The sequence below is a fragment of the Paenibacillus tritici genome (assembly GCF_013204885.1).
Classification (GTDB): Bacteria; Bacillota; Bacilli; order Paenibacillales; family Paenibacillaceae; genus Paenibacillus_AQ; species Paenibacillus_AQ tritici.
This window is the reverse complement of sequence record NZ_JABMKX010000016.1, coordinates 125,248-139,642: the sequence shown is the minus strand read 5'-3', so window position 1 is coordinate 139,642 and position 14,395 is coordinate 125,248. Positions and strand designations below refer to the sequence as shown.

Genomic DNA, 14,395 nt, shown 5'->3' with positions numbered 1-14,395 from the left:
CTGTAAATGCCCGTTTGGTGGCGATAGCGGAGGGGTTCCACGCGTACCCATCCCGAACACGACCGTTAAGCCCTCCAGCGCCGATGGTACTTGGACCGAAGGGTCCTGGGAGAGTAGGACGTTGCCAAGCGGACAATATTCCCTGATAGCTCAGTTGGTAGAGCACTCGACTGTTAATCGAGTTGTCACAGGTTCGAGTCCTGTTCGGGGAGCCATGCTCTCATAGCTCAGCAGGTAGAGTGCTTCCATGGTAAGGAAGAGGTCACCGGTTCGAATCCGGTTGAGAGCTCCACAAATTTACTAAGGCCCGTTGGTCAAGGGGTTAAGACACCTCCCTTTCACGGAGGTAACATGGGTTCGAATCCCATACGGGTCACCATTTTTATTGGGATGAGAATTCCCTGAGTTTCACCCTTAATGGTCACCATACATATGGAGGCTTAGCTCAGCTGGGAGAGCATCTGCCTTACAAGCAGAGGGTCGGGGGTTCGAACCCCTCAGCCTCCACCATAATGTTCTTGATATTTGAGGAAGATTGTGGGCATTATATAGGTATCTATTATAGGGGATTCGCCAAGTGGTAAGGCAACGGACTCTGACTCCGTCATCATAGGTTCGAATCCTATATCCCCTGCCAAATACGAGCCATTAGCTCAGTTGGTAGAGCACCTGACTTTTAATCAGGGTGTCGAAGGTTCGAGTCCTTCATGGCTCACTTGTAATTGATTTATGCGCGTGTGGCGGAATGGCAGACGCACCAGACTTAGGATCTGGCGTCGTAAGACGTGGGGGTTCAAGTCCCTTCACGCGCACCACTTATTGCGGACGTGGCTCAGCGGTAGAGCATCGCCTTGCCAAGGCGAGGGTCGCGGGTTCGATTCCCGTCGTCCGCTCCATTATGTATGCGCCCTTAGCTCAGCTGGATAGAGCGTTTGACTACGAATCAAAAGGCCGGGAGTTCGAATCTCTCAGGGCGCGCCATTATTACTTCATTGATTCAACAAAGTGTCCTTCAGATTCGAACGAGTTCGTTGGAGCATAAGCTTCGATAGCACAACTTCGCAATCGGATGCATAGCATCCGTATCTCTCAGGGCGCGCCATTTATAACTTCAATGAATCATCGTTTCACTTGTATTAACGGGATGTAGCTCAGCTTGGTAGAGCACCTGGTTTGGGACCAGGGGGTCGCATGTTCAAATCGTGTCATCCCGATATTTCACCTTTGCGGGTGTAGTTCAATGGTAGAACTTCAGCCTTCCAAGCTGATAGCGTGGGTTCGATTCCCATCACCCGCTCCATATTAATTTCATAGTTTCGGGATGTAGCTCAGCTTGGTAGAGCACCTGGTTTGGGACCAGGGGGTCGCATGTTCAAATCGTGTCATCCCGATCGAACAGCTTTGGCTGGCAATCAACTCTTACTGCGGTAAGAGTTTTTTGTTGTGCCATTAAAGGAACATACGTTCCTTTAATCATCTAAAAAAAAGACAACCTCTGCCGGGATGCCAATCCTCGCATAATAGCTCTGTAAAGATTCATCCTGCTCAATCGAGGTGCCGAACGATAGCAGCTTCACCGCGAATAGGTTAGCCTGCCGTTCCAGCTTACCTGGGGAGAAATAGGAATTCTCCTCAATAAAGAAGCGGTTGACTCCTTTATGCAGGCGGTCATGAGCCAGCTCATGCGCACACACAAAACGTTGCCACTCCAGAGGCAGCTGATTATGAATGACAATGAACCTTCTTCTTAACTTACGATAGTATAAGCCCTTGGTGCCTTCACCCAGATTCATGAATCTGATGTGAATACCCAGTGCCCCAGCCAGCTCGAATGGGCTGTTGGTATTGTGTTTTTTGACCAGACGCTTGATTAGCTCATCCATATTCTTCACCCGCAGCATGTTAATAGTAGTATGATTGCCTGGTTATTACTCCTTGCCTGGATTGTGCTTGGGCTGGGTTCTCTTATTCATCTGCTTCGCCTCCCAGAATAGGCCGGTTAACACATCCTTGATCCGCTGCTTATCTTCCTTATTGAGTGGGATTCCGTCAAACATCAGCTCACCGTCATCCTCCAGCATCTGGCGGAAGTCCCGCTTATCCTTGCTTGTGGCCCATACAGGTATGGGGCCCTCCGGACTGCTCTCCGCTTCCGTTAAATAACCGGCGTGGCCCATAAGCTCTTCGTAAGACACCTCTGTCGCTTCAGCAATCTTACGCAGGGTTGCCGGCTTAGGGACACCCCGCAATCCATTCTCGATCCGCGAAATTTGTGCTCCACTAATACCGGCAAGAGCCGCCAGCTGATTAATAGTCAGCCCCTTTGATTCCCGAAGCTGTTTCAGATAGTTGCCGAATTCCTCTGCCATCGTTAACCACTCCTTATCCCATATACCTAAATAGCTGTTGTTATTAATATTAATATAAGCTATTTATGCCAATAGGTAAACAATAAAGAGTCCATTATTGCCAAAAGGTAAGAATGACGATGATTTAGGCTTGTTTATGCTCCAAAACGGGCTTAAATGGGGTTTTACTGAATTGGCAGATAAGTGGTATATTATTGAAAAAAGCGAACAGTATGCGAACAAGTAGAATTTTACCACATTTGGCTGGAAAGGTCCGCAACAAAGTTCTTAAATCTTTTTTAATCGTAAAGGAGTGGTCCAAATGATGATCCTATCTTCGCTGCCCGAGCTTGACCGCCGCCGGACTCAGGTCACTATAGAGAATATGCTGGAGAAATACCGGATATTTAAGACTGTAACCTTCGAGGCCAAAGAGGCCGGAATTACGTACTCTTACACCGAAAGGTTCCATGGCGCTACGAATGCGGTCACCGATCAGACAGCAGCCATAGCAGCCCATAATGTAGATGTTCCAGCAGCCAGAAGAGCTTACTGCGCCGTAATCGACTCGGTAGTAGAGCGCCTTACACAGAGAGAGCAGCAACTGGTGCGGGAGAGATACATGCGCAGAGAGGAGAGCTACGATTACACGATCTATAATCATGTGTTCGATCCCCCGGTGAGCAAGGACACGTATGTGAAAATAAGGTCGAAGGCGTTCTATAAGATGGCGCTGGCGCTTGCAGATCTGCAGCTGTTATCTCTGGCTGCGCTGGAGAAGTCCCCGGCCGGAGTGGTCAAGGGACAGAGTTCTTTTTGAGAGATGTAATTGGCATTTCAAGTGGTCGTATTACCCGTTAGGGTGATGCGGCCTTTTTGTTTAAATAGCGGCTCTGCGTTTGTCAACGGATTTGGGCCGCAAACCGCCTTTTACCATCCCTTTTAACACCCTAAGTTATCTCTATCTCCTCTGTAAAAGCGTCTCTGCAAGGTCGCAGGGGGTCTATGATTATAACATGGCAAATGAAGCAGAAGGACACCGCAGGAGCATGAATGCTCTACATAATCCAGCCCACTGGAAGCTGGTATACGAGGCGCGGTGAAAGTTCTTTCGGTCGTTGCCTGATAAAGGGCGGATATGCTTCTCGCTGAATCGTATCCGTTGGTGATTTCAAGAAAGGCAGGAGGGATTACCACATCTAATCATGAGGGGAATGAAGTCATGACTGTACAACAATTACGGGAGAACATCACGATGGCGCTGGTACAGTTCTTCCCGGGTGTTCCTGTCTATGTGGAGGGGGACAAGCCACAGACGGCCTGCTTCAAGCTGGGGTTGATCTCAGCAACCTATGACCGGCAGCGTGAAGACAGGTACATGGCTGTGTACCGCTTCGGTATCCGCTATGAGCAGGGAAGTCCGCTTGAGGCTGAGGCTATGGCAGACGGCTTATGTGAGGCGCTGGCGGCAAGAGAAGGCGGAAATCCTGAGTTCCGGGTGATGCGCCAGTCCTGGGTGAACGGATCAGAGGGACAGGGGCCACTGTTCACAGTGGATTACATGCTCTATCTCCAGAGGCAAAAGCAGCCGGAGGAAGAAGCAGCGCTGATGGGGCACTTCACGGAAGGAGCGCGGCTGAAATGAGTTCTAAGGGAATGAAGGCGAGTGAGCTGAAAGGCAGCGGAGGAGAGCCGGATGTTTTTGGGAAGAAGCAGATTAGGGGTTCTGCCCTTTTTTCGCCGGGGGAAAAGGATGTGCTGGAAGTAGTTCTGCAAGAGGAAGAATGCTACACATTGGAAGACGCTAAGCAATTAATGAGGCTGTATCTAAATAAGGAGGTTATCTAATGGCTGGAGGAACATGGACAACACAAAACAAGGTGCGTCCGGGGGTATACGTAAATGTGGCCTCGAACGGGATTGTGGCAGGTAAAATGGGGGAACGCGGTACGGCGGCCTTGGCGCTTACGCTGCCTTGGGGACCCGCAGGAGTGATTGTGAAGCTTACGGCTCAGGATAATTTCCGGCAAAAGCTTGGGTATGATCTGACGGCTGCTGAGCTGCTGCCTGTAAGAGAAGTGCTGAAACGGGCAGGTACGCTGCTGCTCTACCGTCTGAATGAGGGTGTGAAGGCTGCCGTGACCAATAACGGGGTTCAGGCTACGGCAAGGTATGGCGGGGAACGCGGCAATGCGCTTCAGGTAATCATCGAGAAGAACATTGACGACAATGCCCGGTTCGATGTGCGGACGCTGCTCGATGGCGCTGAGGTGGACAAACAAACGGTAAGCGCTGCTGACGGGCTGGCTGCTAATAGCTATGTGGAATTCAAACCCAATGGGCCCGGTTCCCTTACGGTAACGGCAGGAATGCCGCTGGCTGGCGGGGCGAACGGTACGGTTACTAATGCGGAGCATAGTGCGTTCCTGTCGGCACTTGAGGTTCAGGACTTCCAGACCGTGGGTCTGGTGTCGCAGGACAATACGCTCAAGTCCCTATACAGCGCTTATGTGAAGCGTCTGCGTTCTACCGAAGGCAAGAAGGTGCAGGCAGTATTGTCCGATTATGCTACAGCTGACCAAGAAGGCATCATCAGTGTGGCGAATGGTGTAGTGCTGAGCGACGGGACTGTGGTGGATAAAACGCATGCCGTGGCCTGGGTAGCCGGTGCTACTGCCGCCGCCGCTGTGAATGAATCGTTGACGTATCAGGCCTATGATGATGCCGTTGATGCGGATGTGCGCTTCAGTCATTCCGAAACGGTAGCCGCACTTACAGACGGGGAACTGCTTTTCACCTATAGCGGAGGCCGTGCTGTGGTTGAACAGGACATCAACACCTTTACTTCCTTCTCCCCGGACAAAGGCAAAGCCTTCTCGAAGAACCGTGTGTTGCGTGTACTGGATGGGATTGCGGGTGATTTGAAGCGGATTTTTGAGAACTACTTCATTGGCAAGCTGCCGAATAATGAGGACGGGCGTGCGTTGTTCTGGACGCAGTGTGTCACTTATATGAATGACCTGCAGAATCTGGGGGCGATTGAGAGCTTCAACGCGCAGAGCGATATTGTGGTTACCCCCGGAGCAGACAGTGACAGTGTTGTGCTGGAGGTAGCTGTGAAGCCGGTGGATTCCGTAGAAAAAGTATATATGAAAGTGAAGGTGGTCTAAGATGACATTCTTAAAAGCCAGCGATACGCTATCCGGCCAGGAGGGCCGGGCCTATGCCATGATTAACGGACAGACGGAAGAAATGTTCTATGTGAAGACGCTCGAAGCTACAGTGGAGAAGCAGAAGGCGGAAGTGAAGACGCTGGGACGCCGCGGGGTGCAGCATAAGGCAACCGGCTGGTCGGGCAGCGGTACGATGACGATTTTCTACATGACCAGCCGGTTCCGTCAGATGATGCTGGATTATATGAAGACAGGGATTGACCAGTACTTCAACATTATCGTGACGAATGAAGATCCATCCTCTACGGTGGGGGCGCAGCGCATTATGCTGAAGGATGTCAATCTGGACAGTGTGATCATGGCTTCGCTCGATACGGAGTCGGATGCGCTGGAGGAAGAGGTTGCTTTTACCTTCGAGGATGTGGAACTGGCACAGTCCTTCAGTGCTCCGGCAGGCTCCGGCCAATAACAGATAAGCTTGAATTCGCCAATGCCCCACTATTGTGGGGTTATTGGGCGGCGGGTCTCATCGCTAACGATACACAATAAGAATCCGGGAGGAACATCATGAGTGAATTAAGTTTGTTTTTTGCGCAAAATGCGGCATGTGATACAACAGAGGAGTTCGCGGTCTCACTGCGGTTCAAGGATAAGGAAGGCAATCCGGCGGTCTGGAAGCTGCGCAGTATGAATGAGGAAGAGAACCAGGAATGCCGGAAAGCGGCCACCCGCAAGATCAAAGGAAAGAACGGTACGTACTCTACGGAGATTGATCCCAATGAATACATGGCCAAGCTGATGACGGCAAGCATTGTGCACCCGGACCTGAAGAATACCGAGCTTCAGCGTTCATACGGGGTAATGGGAGCGGAATCTCTGCTGCGCAAAATGCTGCTGCCCGGTGAATTCGCGGCGCTGGGTGAGCGGGTGCAGGCCCTGAACGGCTTCGCCACAGATATGAACGAGCTGGTAGATGACGTAAAAAACTAATCAACGAGGGCGACGGTGAGGCTAATCTGGCCTACTACGCCCTCCACGAGCTGCACATTCTGCCGCATGAGCTGATGAAGCTCTCCGTCCGCGAACGCGCGGCAATCTATGCCATGATCGCTGTACGTGTGGACAAGGAGAAACGGGAGCGAGCCCGGAGTAAGGGGAAGAAGAGATGAAGGGGGTGAATGAATGGAAATTACAAGCACAGCGCTGGTTCCCGTAACGGCATTAACGGTATGGCAAAATGTGAATGCACAGTGGGACCGGCTGAACCAGAATTTTAACCGGGCCAGCCACTCGCTCAGCGATCTGCAGCAGATATTGGAGCGGGTGTATGAAGAGAAAAACAAGTCTTTTATGGAAGGGTTCACGCAGGCTCAGGAAGCGGCCAGACGTCTGGCAGATGAAGGTGACTCTTCCAGGTCCCGCCGTTCTGGGGGAGGGTCAGATAATGATGGTCCGGATGACGGCGACGTCCGGAATGCCAAAAACGGATTCATGGGTAAAGTCCAAAAAATAATGAAGGCGCTGGACGTCAGCGGATTCGAGCTAATCACCTATGTGGGTGAAAAAGCTGTAGGGTATATGCTGAATAAGAAAAAGGAAAATGCGAAGGAGAAGGAACAACAAAAGGCGGAGAAGGAACAAAAAGCAGCCGAGCCGGGGTTCCTCTCCAAAACGATGGACTCGCTGGGTTCATTGGACCTTGCGGGTGTATTCGATAAGGTGAAGTCTCTGGGAACGAAAGCGATAACTGCCAACGCTACGGATGAAGATAAGGGGAAATGGAATAAGCTGCAGGGGAATATGGATAACGCAGTGGAAATGATGGGTCAAAAAGCGATCGTTGCGCTGCGTCCGATTCTGGATACCTTGAATAATGCCTTTCAGTCTGAAGGAATGTCTACGGCCCTTAATCTGATCGCGAATGCATTCTTGGTGATTGCTACGGTGATTGGAGAAGTGGTAAACGGCATCATGTATATGTTCACAGCATTTCAGGAGAATTGGGATGTTGTAGGGCCAATCCTTGCGGCGATTGCCATTGTCTTCATAGCTGCAATGATTGTGCAGTTATATAGTCTTGCTGCCGCGTGGCTTGTAGGAATGTGGCCGATCCTTTTAATCGTTGCTGCTGTAGCACTGCTTATCTATATCCTTCAACAGGCAGGTGTGTCTGTAGATGAGGTAGTAGCTTTTATTGGAGGAGCCTTTGGCTGGCTGAGGGCAACGATTGAGAACTTTGTCATCGGTCTGTACAATAACTTCGTTGCATTTGCAGACTTCTTCCGTAACTTGTTTATTGATCCGACGTATGCGGTTCAGAAGCTGTTCTATGACCTGGCCACGAACTTCCTGGGCTTCATGTATCAAATGGCTTTAGGTGTTGAAAGCTTTGCAGGCGGGTTCGTCAAAGCCATAGCCGAGGGCATAAACTTCGTGCTTAAAGGAGTTCAAACATTGGCAGGGTGGTTAAGCAAAGTTCCAGGCTTTGAATTCTTGGCTGATTTCAAGCCTAACTTCCTTGAGACGGAGAACCCGCATGTCTTCAGTGATATGATCAAGAACGTTCAAGGCACTCTGGTAGAACCTAAATCGACTAAGGATGTATACAATACACCGAAGAAGGAATTCGTAGATACCTCCAAGAGTGTGGAGGAATACACAGGCAAAACATTGGCTCTTACTAAAAAATTCAATACCAAGCTGGACCCGCCAAAGCAAGAAGATGATCAATCGAAGAATCCTGCTCAAGCCGCTGCAGCGAACATCAACAGCGTCAACAAAGTAGGCGAAATAGGCTCCATTAATGAGAAGGTCGATGTCTCCAGCGACGATCTGGATATGCTGCGGGAGCTGGCGGAGATCCAGTCGGTGCAGAATTTCGTGGAGCTGACTCCAACAGTGCAGGTAACAACAGGTAACATTAACAATTCCGGCGACATTGATTCTATCATTACGAAGATCGGGCAAAAGCTGAAAGAGGAATTTGTCTCTACAGCCCAGGGGGTGTATACGTAACGTGGAAGAGTATGGGTTCTATTTGAGCTTCAACAACTATGAAGAGGTGATCCGGCTTCCGGTTAACCCTGAGACCCTGGAGATCAAAGAGAATGGCGACAGCAAGAGCTACACGATTGTAAATTTTGGCGAAATCAATGTCATTGCCTATCCGAAGCTGACGGAGATCACCATTGAGAGTATGTTCCCGGCACAGTATTATCCGTTCGTGGTGTATTCCAGGGAGAATGCCGGCAGGCTGCTGAAGCCCTATGAATATGTGGAGCTGATCCGCAAATGGATGCTGAGCCGCAGACCGGTCCGGTTTGTTTTCTCGGGGCTGAAGCAGGAGAGTGCCCAGGAGCAGCAGACGTTAACCGGGGAGATCGGCATCAATATGGCGGTCAGTATCGAGAGCTTCTCCTGGAAGCTGAGTGCGGGTTCATCCGGCGATATTGAGTATACCCTCGGTCTCAAAAAGTACGTGTTCTATCAGGCGTTAGGCATGAAGGTGGCCAGCAATGGTGAGGTGAAGAAGCAGCAGAAACGGGCAAGTGAGAAGACCGCACCGTCCACGTATACCCTCAAAGCCGGGGATACCCTCTGGTCGATTGCCCAAAAACACCTGGGTGACGGCAGCAAAAGCAAAACTCTGCAAAAGCTTAACAATATCCCGGACAGCGAGCTGAAGAAGCTCAAAATCGGCAGAGTGATTAAGCTGTCGTAGGAGGACATGGCGATGGAACTGATAGTCATCAATAAAGAAGGCAAGATCTGGGATGTCTCCGGGATTGCCACAGATATCTCCTGGAAAACTACGCGTACCGGCAAGCCTGCCACCCTGGAGCTGACGCTGGTGGACAGCGGTATGTATCAGCATGCCAAGTTCGGCATCAGCAACGGCGATATTGTGCAGTTCAGGAAAGACGGGGTAGATGTGTTCTACGGGTTCGTCTTCAGTATAGATACGGGAGCGAATCAGGAGATGAAGCTGACGGCTTATGATCAAATCCGTTATCTGCTGGGCAACGGCAGTTATGTATTGCAGAATATTACAGCAAGCGAGGTCATCAGCACCATAGCCAAGGACCGCGGACTACGGCTGGGGACACTGGACCCGGCGAAGTACACAATCCCCTCTCTGATTGAGGATAACAAGAAGCTGCTCGATATTATTATGGGAGCGGTGGGCAGTGAGCTGCAGTATATGGGTCAGCTTATGGCTTTTTATGATGATTTCGGGAAGCTGACCTTGCGCGCGCCTCAGGCGATGCTGCTGAATGTGGTCCTTGGAGCAGGACATTACCTGTATGATTATTCGCTGAAAAAAAGCATCGACGACGATACGTACAATACGATTCTGCTCTACCGGGACAATGAAGAAACCGGCAAACGGGAGTTCTATCCGGTTACGGATAAGGATAATGTGGCACGCTGGGGGATTCTTCACCTGTACCAGAAGGCGGACGATAAAGCGAATGCCGCGCAAATCCAGGAGAAGGCAGACAATCTGCTGAAGCTGCATAACCGCGAGAAGCTTAGCCTCTCTGTCCAGGCCATCGGCGATATGCGGGTGCGGGCAGGGAACTTCATCTATGTCCTGCTGGATGAATTCGAGACGCAGGTATTCCTGGTTGACCAGTGCAGCCACAAAATTTCAGGAGGGGAGCATACGATGTCCCTAGACATTAAGGTGGTGTAGACAACATGCTCGATATTATTAAACAAGCAAGCCTCGGGGCCGTATCCAATACGAATCCGGTGGCTTTTTCTTATGGGACGGTAATCCTGGCGCAGCCGCTGCAGATTCAGGTAGAGCAGAGGTTCATTCTGAGCGGGCCGGCGCTGGTTGTGCTTGAATCCGTGATGGAGAGTAGTGCTGTGGTAGAGGGCCGGGAGATTCTGCTGCGCCGCGGGCTTGAGGCGGGTGACCGCGTGCTGCTCGTGCGTATGCAAGGCGGACAGAGCTACATTGTCCTGGATCGGCTGGTGGACTTATGATTCCGGCGATTGGCAGATCAGGCCCGGTTACGGCCTCTCTGGAAGAGAATACTTCCGAACCGGGGGGCGGCCCCAGCTTAACGTACCGGATGAACTGGGAGCAGGGACGGATTACAGGGCGGGTCGATGGGCTTGAAGCGGTGAAGCAGGCAGCGGTCAAAGTGCTGCAGACGGGCCGATTTGAACATTTGATCTATAGCCCAAACTATGGAACGGAGTGGAATCTGGTGCTGGGTCAGGACAGGCTGCTGGCCCGTCCGGAGCTGCGCAGGCTGATCAGTGATGCGCTGCTTCAGGATGAGCGGATTCAGGCGCTTGAGGATGTGGAGATTAGGTTTAACGGGGATACGGTAAGCTTCAGCTGCACGGCGGTTACGCTTTACGGCGATTTTGAACTGAGAAAGGAGGGGATGGCCGGTGTATGAGGATCAGACTTATGAGGCCCTGCTCGAACGGATGCTGGACCGGGTGCCGGAAGGGATGGACAAGCGCGAGGGAAGCATTATCTATGATGCGCTTGCTCCCGCAGCGGCGGAGATGGCCCAGATGTATATGGAGCTTGAAGTCAGCAATAATCTGTATTTCCCGGACACTGCAGGCGGTGAGTATCTGGAACGCAGTATTGCCTGGACAGGAATTACCCGTCATGCCGCAGGAAAGGCGCAGCTGGGTGCCAGGTTCTATGCCGGCGGCGGGGAGCTGCTGGATATTCCTCTGGGCAGCCGCTTCTCCCTGGGCTTACTTCATTATCGTGCGGCGGAGAAGCTGGCTCCCGGAACGTACCGGATCGAGAGTGAGACCGCCGGGGCCGAAGGGAACCAGTACTCGGGCACGCTGCTGCCCATTGATTATATCCCGGGGCTTGCCCGGGGAGAGATTACGGCAATGCTTGTTCCCGGTACGGATGCGGAGCCGGATGAAGCGCTGCGGCAGCGGTATTTCGATTCGGCCAGACGGCCTTCGACGAGCGGCAATAAATATCACTACATGGAGTGGGCACAGGACATAGAGGGTGTAGGGGGAGCGAGGGTTTTTCCGCTGTGGGCCGGACCGAAGACGGTAAAAGTGGTCATTGTGAATGCGGAGCATAAGCCTGCTTCTACGCTGCTGGTCTCCCAGGTGCAACAGTACATTGATCCTGCTCCGGGTCTTGGCGAGGGCCAAGCACCGGTGGGTGCCGTAGTAACGGTGGAATCGGCCACAGGCAAAACGATCAGCGTCACTGCGAAGGTTACGCTGGCGGCAGGTTATGCGCTGCAGCCGGTTATTCAGGCTTTTACGGCGATCCTGGAGAAATACCGCAAGGAGAAAGCTTTTGCCGCCACCTATATCAGTCATTCCGTTGTTGGGGCACTGCTGCTGGATACTGAGGGCATTGTGGATTACAGCGGGCTGAAGCTGAACGGCGGTGCGGGGAATGTGACTCTCAATGAAACTGAAGTGCCACTCTTCGGCAGTGTCGTACTGGAGGTGTAGCTATGGGATATCCGGAGCAGATTGACGTCTTTCAGGACAAGCTGAACCAAAAAGCAAACGGCGGAAGTTATGTCGTAGAAGAGAAGCTTCTTCTTACGGGCGGTGTATACAGCGGGCTTCTGGCCCACGACAACATTAATAATCAGACCCTCTCGGTGTATACAGGCTCACGTTATAGCGGGACAGAGGTGCGGAATTATTCGGTATCTTTTCCGGACGAGGCGCCTTGGCGGCGGATGATCAGGATCTATGCCGATGTGCCCGAAGTGTACGTCACTTACGAGACACCGGGCGATACCGTGGAAGCGGATGATGTGAATCAGTTGCAGACGGGGCTGACCGCCACGCAGATTGAGCTGGAACGTTATAAACAGGCCGGGCGGATTGACGGCGGATCTTTTAGAAGAGAGGTGTGAAATGGCACAGACCATTCAGATTAAACGGGGTACGCGGGCGGAGCTGACCACTTACGGGGCGCTGAGGGCCGGGGAAATGGGCTTCTGTACAGACACGAAGGAGATCTATATCGGAGACGGTACCTCCAATTCTATGGTGGGCCGGGCGCTGTCCGGTCCGGAAGCTTCGCGTCCTGCGGCCGCTTCTGCGGGCCGTCTGTATTCTGTAAGCAGCGGAAGCAATAGCGGGTATTTGTATTTCGATGACGGGGCGGCCTGGCGCCGGGTGAATGCGCAGAAATTAACGGATCTGACCGGAACGGTGGACGATGTCGCCGACGGTATCACATATGCCAAGGTGCTCAAAGCAGATATTACAGCAGGACATCCCAATAAAGTGTCGGACGGCACTAATACAAAGACAGCGGCGGAGATCAGAACCCATATTGACGATGCCGCGAGGCACCGGCTGATCAATGATACGGGGACAACCCTTACGGACCTGTGGTCGGCGCAAAAAATCAAAAACGAGATCGAGCTGGCCAAGCATAATATTGAGCCGCAGGCTTCGGTTAAGGATCAGAATCTGAGTGCACCGCCGGCCAGCCCGGCCGAAGCTGACCGGTATATCGTCCCGGCTGGAGCAACCGGTGCATGGGCAGGCAAGACCAGCCAGATCGCTGAGTACCAGTCAGGAGTATGGGCCTATTATGTCCCGGCTGTCGGCTGGACGGCTTATGTGGATGATGAGCAGAAAATCTACAGCTGGAACGGGACCGCCTGGGTGCGGACGGGCGGGGCGCTACAGACTATAACTGCAGGGAGCGGACTCATCGGCGGCGGACAAGCGGATGCGGTGACGCTGAATATCGGAGCGGGCAACGGGATCACGGTAAGTGGGGATGCGATTGCTGTCACAGCAGGCAAAGGGATTACTGTAGATGCAGCAGGTGTTGCCGCGAATGTGGATGGAAGCAGCATTGTATATGATGCGGGCAACGGCAACCGGCTGACGGTGGGCAGTATTGATGGCGGGACATTCTAGGAGGCGGTGACCATGGCACTGAGAACATTGATTCAAATCCGCCGCGGCCTGGAAAGTGCACTGGGTACGCTGGCGGCAGGTGAGCTGGGCTATTGCACCGATTCCGGCAAGCTGTACATCGGCACCGGCAGCAGCAATAGGCTGCTGGTAACGGCCCAAAGCAGCGGCGACATGCTGAAGAGCATCTACGATACGAATAACAACGGCAAGGTTGATTATGCACAGGCCGCGGACACGGTTCCCTGGTCCGGGGTGGACGGCAAGCCTTCGGTTTATCCGGCGGCTGCGCATACCCATGATTATTTGCCCAAAGGTCCGCTAACCTGGAATCAGCTGAAGGGGGTGTAGCCGTGGCTTATGGAGACAGTATATATGGTCTTGTAGGATATTCGGCAGATCGTGTGACGGAGGAGGGACCGGAGGTTCATGTCCCGGATCTGATGAAGTATCTGCCGGAGTATTATCAGGGTATCCCTGAGATGGAGGAATTGCAGGCCAGCGCAGGTGCACAGTGCGGTGAAATCGCCTATGCCATGGCCGACAGCGACGCGCAGAAGACGCTGGAGTCGGCTACCTGGAGCCTGTCCCGCTGGGAGCGGATGCTGGGACTGGCCTCAGACACGAACAAGTCCTACGCCACCCGGCGGGAGATGATCAAGGCCAAGCTGCGGGGCAGCGGAACAACTACGCCGGAGATGATTAGGCGGACGGCGTCTGCTTTTTCCGGGGGAGATGTGGAGGTAGTCGAGGTGCCCGGAGCGTACAGCTTCGAGGTGCATTTCGTCGGCACACTGGGCATCCCGGCCAATATGGCGGGCCTGATTCAGATTATGGAAGAGATTAAGCCGGCACATCTGGACTACAGCTTCGTGTACAGCTACACCTGGTGGGATTCTCTGAAATCCCTAACCTGGAACGGAGCGCACGGCAAGACCTGGAACGAATTAAGAGTATATGAATAGG

The 14,395-nt window shown here is 52.5% G+C and carries 18 protein-coding genes, 12 tRNA genes and 1 rRNA gene; 29 read left to right on the top strand and 2 right to left on the bottom strand.

The window, feature by feature from the left end; translation table 11 throughout:
• Positions 1 to 13: 13 nt before the first annotated feature.
• The 13 genes from rrf (at position 14) to HQN87_RS25210 (ending at position 1,391) form a co-directional block, all read left to right on the top strand.
• Positions 14 to 130: ribosomal RNA gene (gene rrf / locus HQN87_RS25270) — 5S ribosomal RNA — on the top strand.
• A 9-nt stretch (positions 131 to 139) separates the two neighbouring features.
• Positions 140 to 215: transfer RNA gene (locus tag HQN87_RS25265), tRNA-Asn, on the top strand.
• 1 nt (position 216) lies between these two features.
• Positions 217 to 292 (top strand) — tRNA-Thr (locus HQN87_RS25260).
• Positions 293 to 304: 12 nt separating this feature from the next.
• Positions 305 to 379 (top strand) — tRNA-Glu (locus HQN87_RS25255).
• A gap of 55 nt (positions 380 to 434) precedes the next feature.
• Positions 435 to 510: transfer RNA gene (locus HQN87_RS25250), tRNA-Val, on the top strand.
• A 53-nt stretch (positions 511 to 563) separates the two neighbouring features.
• Positions 564 to 637, top strand: a tRNA-Gln gene (locus HQN87_RS25245).
• A gap of 5 nt (positions 638 to 642) precedes the next feature.
• Positions 643 to 715, top strand: a tRNA-Lys gene (locus HQN87_RS25240).
• Between the two features lie 16 nt (positions 716 to 731).
• Positions 732 to 815 (top strand) — tRNA-Leu (locus HQN87_RS25235).
• Positions 816 to 821: 6 nt separating this feature from the next.
• A tRNA-Gly gene (locus HQN87_RS25230) sits at positions 822 to 896 on the top strand.
• Between the two features lie 8 nt (positions 897 to 904).
• Positions 905 to 981 (top strand) — tRNA-Arg (locus HQN87_RS25225).
• Between the two features lie 159 nt (positions 982 to 1,140).
• Positions 1,141 to 1,214: transfer RNA gene (locus HQN87_RS25220), tRNA-Pro, on the top strand.
• A gap of 12 nt (positions 1,215 to 1,226) precedes the next feature.
• A tRNA-Gly gene (locus HQN87_RS25215) sits at positions 1,227 to 1,300 on the top strand.
• A 17-nt stretch (positions 1,301 to 1,317) separates the two neighbouring features.
• A tRNA-Pro gene (locus HQN87_RS25210) sits at positions 1,318 to 1,391 on the top strand.
• Between the two features lie 78 nt (positions 1,392 to 1,469).
• Here the strand turns inward: HQN87_RS25210 and HQN87_RS25205 are convergent.
• Together HQN87_RS25205 and HQN87_RS25200 are read right to left on the bottom strand one after the other, a co-directional pair.
• Positions 1,470 to 1,883, bottom strand: a complete 414-nt coding sequence (locus tag HQN87_RS25205) for an ImmA/IrrE family metallo-endopeptidase (RefSeq protein ID WP_173138980.1) — start codon at positions 1,881 to 1,883, stop codon at positions 1,470 to 1,472.
• 45 nt (positions 1,884 to 1,928) lie between these two features.
• Entirely contained in the window at positions 1,929 to 2,369 is a 441-nt protein-coding gene (locus tag HQN87_RS25200; RefSeq protein WP_173138963.1) for a transcriptional regulator, read from the bottom strand.
• 304 nt (positions 2,370 to 2,673) lie between these two features.
• Between HQN87_RS25200 and HQN87_RS25195 the strand changes: the two genes are divergently transcribed.
• The 16 genes from HQN87_RS25195 (at position 2,674) to HQN87_RS25120 (ending at position 14,394) form a co-directional block, all read left to right on the top strand.
• Complete coding sequence (locus HQN87_RS25195; RefSeq protein ID WP_216857452.1) at positions 2,674 to 3,168, top strand: ArpU family phage packaging/lysis transcriptional regulator; 495 nt, start codon at positions 2,674 to 2,676, stop codon at positions 3,166 to 3,168.
• 402 nt (positions 3,169 to 3,570) lie between these two features.
• Complete coding sequence (locus HQN87_RS25190) at positions 3,571 to 3,993, top strand: phage tail terminator family protein (RefSeq protein ID WP_173138961.1); 423 nt, start codon at positions 3,571 to 3,573, stop codon at positions 3,991 to 3,993.
• A gap of 11 nt (positions 3,994 to 4,004) precedes the next feature.
• Complete coding sequence (locus tag HQN87_RS25185; RefSeq protein WP_173138735.1) at positions 4,005 to 4,196, top strand: hypothetical protein; 192 nt, start codon at positions 4,005 to 4,007, stop codon at positions 4,194 to 4,196.
• Entirely contained in the window at positions 4,196 to 5,518 is a 1,323-nt protein-coding gene (locus tag HQN87_RS25180; RefSeq protein WP_173138959.1) for a phage tail sheath family protein, read from the top strand. Before HQN87_RS25185 ends, HQN87_RS25180 begins: the two co-directional genes overlap by 1 nt.
• 1 nt (position 5,519) lies before the next feature.
• Positions 5,520 to 5,990 carry a phage tail tube protein gene (locus HQN87_RS25175; RefSeq protein ID WP_173138957.1) on the top strand — a complete coding sequence of 157 codons (471 nt, stop codon included), beginning with the start codon at positions 5,520 to 5,522 and terminating at the stop codon, positions 5,988 to 5,990.
• 98 nt (positions 5,991 to 6,088) lie between these two features.
• Positions 6,089 to 6,511, top strand: a complete 423-nt coding sequence (locus tag HQN87_RS25170) for a phage tail assembly chaperone (RefSeq protein ID WP_173138955.1) — start codon at positions 6,089 to 6,091, stop codon at positions 6,509 to 6,511.
• A 192-nt stretch (positions 6,512 to 6,703) separates the two neighbouring features.
• Positions 6,704 to 8,536 carry a phage tail tape measure protein gene (locus tag HQN87_RS25165; protein WP_173138953.1) on the top strand — a complete coding sequence of 611 codons (1,833 nt, stop codon included), beginning with the start codon at positions 6,704 to 6,706 and terminating at the stop codon, positions 8,534 to 8,536.
• A 1-nt stretch (position 8,537) separates the two neighbouring features.
• Positions 8,538 to 9,242 carry a LysM peptidoglycan-binding domain-containing protein gene (locus tag HQN87_RS25160; protein WP_173138951.1) on the top strand — a complete coding sequence of 235 codons (705 nt, stop codon included), beginning with the start codon at positions 8,538 to 8,540 and terminating at the stop codon, positions 9,240 to 9,242.
• Positions 9,243 to 9,254: 12 nt separating this feature from the next.
• Complete coding sequence (locus HQN87_RS25155) at positions 9,255 to 10,217, top strand: XkdQ/YqbQ family protein (protein WP_173138949.1); 963 nt, start codon at positions 9,255 to 9,257, stop codon at positions 10,215 to 10,217.
• A gap of 5 nt (positions 10,218 to 10,222) precedes the next feature.
• Positions 10,223 to 10,516 (top strand): DUF2577 domain-containing protein, encoded by a 294-nt coding sequence (locus HQN87_RS25150; RefSeq protein ID WP_173138947.1) that lies wholly within the window; start codon positions 10,223 to 10,225, stop codon positions 10,514 to 10,516.
• The gene (locus HQN87_RS25145; protein WP_173138945.1) at positions 10,513 to 10,941 is read left to right on the top strand and encodes a DUF2634 domain-containing protein; all 429 of its coding nucleotides are present in this window, start codon (positions 10,513 to 10,515) and stop codon (positions 10,939 to 10,941) included. The genes HQN87_RS25150 and HQN87_RS25145 overlap by 4 nt, the downstream gene beginning before the upstream one ends.
• Positions 10,934 to 11,992, top strand: coding sequence for a baseplate J/gp47 family protein (locus HQN87_RS25140; protein ID WP_173138943.1), 1,059 nt, complete (start codon positions 10,934 to 10,936; stop codon positions 11,990 to 11,992). The genes HQN87_RS25145 and HQN87_RS25140 overlap by 8 nt, the downstream gene beginning before the upstream one ends.
• Before the next feature lie 2 nt (positions 11,993 to 11,994).
• Complete coding sequence (locus HQN87_RS25135; RefSeq protein WP_173138941.1) at positions 11,995 to 12,408, top strand: phosphoglucomutase; 414 nt, start codon at positions 11,995 to 11,997, stop codon at positions 12,406 to 12,408.
• 1 nt (position 12,409) lies between these two features.
• Entirely contained in the window at positions 12,410 to 13,432 is a 1,023-nt protein-coding gene (locus HQN87_RS25130; RefSeq protein ID WP_173138939.1) for a DUF2793 domain-containing protein, read from the top strand.
• A 12-nt stretch (positions 13,433 to 13,444) separates the two neighbouring features.
• Positions 13,445 to 13,780: a hyaluronate lyase N-terminal domain-containing protein gene (locus tag HQN87_RS25125; protein WP_173138937.1), complete on the top strand. Its 336-nt coding sequence runs from the start codon at positions 13,445 to 13,447 to the stop codon at positions 13,778 to 13,780.
• Positions 13,781 to 13,782: 2 nt separating this feature from the next.
• The gene (locus HQN87_RS25120) at positions 13,783 to 14,394 is read left to right on the top strand and encodes a putative phage tail protein (protein ID WP_173138935.1); all 612 of its coding nucleotides are present in this window, start codon (positions 13,783 to 13,785) and stop codon (positions 14,392 to 14,394) included.
• Position 14,395: the final 1 nt, after the last annotated feature.

Bases quoted from the DNA above. Each gene is read 5' to 3' on its own strand.
- HQN87_RS25205 (WP_173138980.1), bottom strand. From the start codon at position 1,883: ATGGATGAGCTAATCAAGCGTCTGGTCAAAAAACACAATACCAACAGC.
- HQN87_RS25200 (WP_173138963.1), bottom strand. From the start codon at position 2,369: ATGGCAGAGGAATTCGGCAACTATCTGAAACAGCTTCGGGAATCAAAG.
- HQN87_RS25195 (WP_216857452.1), top strand. From the start codon at position 2,674: ATGATCCTATCTTCGCTGCCCGAGCTTGACCGCCGCCGGACTCAGGTC.
- HQN87_RS25190 (WP_173138961.1), top strand. From the start codon at position 3,571: ATGACTGTACAACAATTACGGGAGAACATCACGATGGCGCTGGTACAG.
- HQN87_RS25185 (WP_173138735.1), top strand. From the start codon at position 4,005: ATGAAGGCGAGTGAGCTGAAAGGCAGCGGAGGAGAGCCGGATGTTTTT.
- HQN87_RS25180 (WP_173138959.1), top strand. From the start codon at position 4,196: ATGGCTGGAGGAACATGGACAACACAAAACAAGGTGCGTCCGGGGGTA.
- HQN87_RS25175 (WP_173138957.1), top strand. From the start codon at position 5,520: ATGACATTCTTAAAAGCCAGCGATACGCTATCCGGCCAGGAGGGCCGG.
- HQN87_RS25170 (WP_173138955.1), top strand. From the start codon at position 6,089: ATGAGTGAATTAAGTTTGTTTTTTGCGCAAAATGCGGCATGTGATACA.
- HQN87_RS25165 (WP_173138953.1), top strand. From the start codon at position 6,704: ATGGAAATTACAAGCACAGCGCTGGTTCCCGTAACGGCATTAACGGTA.
- HQN87_RS25155 (WP_173138949.1), top strand. From the start codon at position 9,255: ATGGAACTGATAGTCATCAATAAAGAAGGCAAGATCTGGGATGTCTCC.
- HQN87_RS25150 (WP_173138947.1), top strand. From the start codon at position 10,223: ATGCTCGATATTATTAAACAAGCAAGCCTCGGGGCCGTATCCAATACG.
- HQN87_RS25145 (WP_173138945.1), top strand. From the start codon at position 10,513: ATGATTCCGGCGATTGGCAGATCAGGCCCGGTTACGGCCTCTCTGGAA.
- HQN87_RS25135 (WP_173138941.1), top strand. From the start codon at position 11,995: ATGGGATATCCGGAGCAGATTGACGTCTTTCAGGACAAGCTGAACCAA.
- HQN87_RS25130 (WP_173138939.1), top strand. From the start codon at position 12,410: ATGGCACAGACCATTCAGATTAAACGGGGTACGCGGGCGGAGCTGACC.
- HQN87_RS25125 (WP_173138937.1), top strand. From the start codon at position 13,445: ATGGCACTGAGAACATTGATTCAAATCCGCCGCGGCCTGGAAAGTGCA.